Source organism: Streptomyces gardneri (genome assembly GCF_006539185.1).
In the GTDB taxonomy this organism is placed as follows: Bacteria; Actinomycetota; Actinomycetes; order Streptomycetales; family Streptomycetaceae; genus Streptomyces; species Streptomyces gardneri.
In genome coordinates this window covers 1-2,243 of the sequence record NZ_BJMN01000122.1, presented here as the reverse complement: position 1 = coordinate 2,243, position 2,243 = coordinate 1, and the positions used below count along the sequence as shown (strand labels likewise).

Below are 2,243 nucleotides of genomic sequence, written 5' to 3'. Positions count from 1 at the left end.
CCGCGAACAGGGAGGCCAGGACCGCCTGGTCACCTCCCTCGCCGAAGCCTGGGCCAACGGCCTCACCGTCGACTGGGCACCCGTCCTCCCCTCCGCGACCGGCCACCACCCCGAGCTCCCGACCTACGCCTTCCAGCGCCGTCACTACTGGCTCCACGACTCCCCCGCCGTCCAGGGCTCCGTGCAGGACTCCTGGCGCTACCGCATCGACTGGAAGCGCCTCGCGGTCGCCGAGGGGTCCGAGCGCGCCGGGCTGTCCGGTCGCTGGCTCGTCGTCGTCCCCGAGGACCGTTCCGCCGAGGCCGCCCCGGTGCTCGCCGCGCTGTCCGGCGCCGGCGCCGACCCCGTACAGCTGGACGTGTCTCCGCTGGGCGACCGGCAGCTGCTCGCCGCGACGCTGGGCGAGGCCCTGGCGGCGGCCGGTGGAGCCGTCGACGGTGTCCTCTCGCTGCTCGCGTGGGACGAGAGCGCGCACCCCGGCCACCCCGCCCCCTTCACCCGGGGCACCGGCGCCACCCTCACCCTGGTGCAGGCACTGGAGGATGCCGGTGTCGCCGCCCCGCTGTGGTGCGTGACCCGCGGCGCGGTGTCCGTCGGCCGGGCCGACCACGTCACCTCCCCCGCCCAGGCCATGGTGTGGGGCATGGGCCGGGTCGCCGCCCTGGAGCACCCCGAGCGGTGGGGCGGTCTGATCGACCTGCCCTCGGACGCCGACCGGGCGGCCCTGGACCGCATGGCCACGGTCCTCGCCGGCGGTACGGGTGAGGACCAGGTCGCGGTACGCGCCTCCGGGCTGCTCGCCCGCCGCCTCGTCCGCGCCTCCCTCCCGGCGCACGGCACGGCTTCGCGTTGGTGGCAGGCCGACGGCACGGTGCTCGTCACCGGTGCCGACGAGCCCGCGGCCGCCGAGGCCGCACGCCGGCTGGCCCGCGACGGCGCCGGACACCTTCTCCTCCACACCACCCCCTCCGGCATCGAGGGCACCGAGAGCACCGAAGGCACCTCCGGTGCCGCCGCGGCATCCGGCCTCGGCGGGCTCGTCGCCGAACTCGCGGACCTGGGCGCGACGGCCACCGTCGTGACCTGCGACCTCACGGACGCGGAGGCGGCCGCCCGGCTGCTCGCCGGCGTCTCCGACGAGCACCCGCTCAGCGCCGTCATCCACCTGCCGCCCACCGTCGACTCCGAGCCGCTCGCCGCGACCGACCCGGACGCGCTCGCCCGTGTCGTGACCGCGAAGGCCACCGCCGCGCTCCACCTGGACCGCCTTCTGCGGGAGGCCTCGGCGGCCGGAGGCCGTACGCCCGTCCTGGTCCTCTTCTCCTCGGTCGCCGCGATCTGGGGCGGCGCCGGTCAGGGCGCGTACGCCGCCGGTACGGCCTTCCTCGACGCCCTCGCCGGTCAGCGCCGGGCCGACGGCCCCACCGTGACCTCGGTGGCCTGGAGCCCCTGGGAGGGCAGCCGCGTCACCGAGGGCGCGACCGGTGAGCGGCTGCGCCGCCTCGGTCTGCGCCCCCTCGCCCCCGCGACGGCGCTCACCGCCCTGGACACCGCGCTCGGCCACGGCGACACCGCCGTCACGATCGCCGACGTCGACTGGTCGAGCTTCGCCCCCGGCTTCACCACGGCCCGGCCGGGCACCCTCCTCGCCGATCTGCCCGAGGCGCGCCGCGCGCTCGACGAGCAGCAGTCGACGACGGCCGCCGACGACACCGCACTGAGCCGCGAGCTCGGTGCGCTCACCGGCGCCGAACAGCAGCGTCGTATACAGGAGTTGGTCCGCGAGCACCTCGCCGTGGTCCTCAACCACCCCTCCCCCGAGGCCGTCGACACGGGGCGGGCCTTCCGTGACCTCGGTTTCGACTCGCTGACGGCTGTCGAGCTCCGCAACCGCCTCAAGAACGCCACCGGCCTGGCCCTCCCGGCCACTCTGGTCTTCGACTACCCGACCCCCCGGACGCTGGCGGAGTTCCTCCTCGCGGAGATCCTGGGCGAGCAGGCCGGTGCCGGCGAGCAGCTTCCGGTGGACGGCGGGGTCGACGACGAGCCCGTCGCGATCGTGGGCATGGCGTGCCGCCTGCCGGGCGGTGTCGCCTCTCCGGAGGACTTGTGGCGGCTGGTGGCGGGCGGCGGGGACGCGATCTCCGGCTTCCCGCAGGACCGCGGCTGGGACGTGGAGGGGCTGTACGACCCGGACCCGGACGCGTCGGGGCGGACGTACTGCCGCGCCGGTGGATTCCTCG

The 2,243-nt window shown here is 76.2% G+C and carries 1 protein-coding gene; it reads left to right on the top strand.

All coding sequences use genetic code 11. The features are described from left to right. Positions 1-2,243: beta-ketoacyl reductase (locus SGA01_RS40625; protein ID WP_141303447.1), on the top strand; the 2,243-nt coding region annotated here is incomplete at both ends.